The organism is Acinetobacter brisouii, assembly GCF_008993995.1.
Lineage (GTDB): Bacteria > Pseudomonadota > Gammaproteobacteria > Pseudomonadales > Moraxellaceae > Acinetobacter > Acinetobacter brisouii_A.
Window position 1 is genome coordinate 1 of record NZ_BKNN01000182.1, and the last position, 516, is coordinate 516.

The 516-nt window shown below is 41.1% G+C and carries 1 protein-coding gene; it reads right to left on the reverse strand.

All coding sequences use genetic code 11. From position 1 onward, the window contains the following. The coding region (locus tag GBN19_RS15555; protein ID WP_308469266.1) for an OmpA family protein at window positions 1–516 on the reverse strand (516 nt) is incomplete at both ends.

The following is a 516-nucleotide window of genomic DNA, read 5'->3' on the forward strand; positions in this document are numbered from 1 at the left end:
CATTTGGATACTCAGAAAGTTTCTCTGCAACTTTTGCAATTTCAGGTTTGTATTGTGGTTTGATGTTTGACTTGTTGGTATCAAAGAACACGCGAAGTTCCATGTTCAAGTCTTCAGTCAACTGTTGTGGTTGAGGCTCAACAACAGGTGGTGGTGTTACAGGCTGTACATCAACAACTGGAGCAGCAGGTTTCAAGTGACCACCGATCACAACGTTCAAACCAGCAAGTGCAGTGTAGTTCCAGAAGTCTTCATCGATGTTATAAGTTGCACGCGCTTCTGTACGAAGTGACAATGCATCATTTAAACGCCAAAATGCACCTACACCTGCGTTTGCAAGCGTACCTGCTTCTGAATTACCACGGTTAGGACGAGTTACATCAGTAAAATCATATTTATAATGACCAGCACCAACCAATACATAAGGTTTGATTTTGCTGTCATAGTTTTTAGTGATCAAATCAGAGGTCGCAATAAAGTTACCATTGATTTGTTTTTGTTTGTATTCAGCACCCG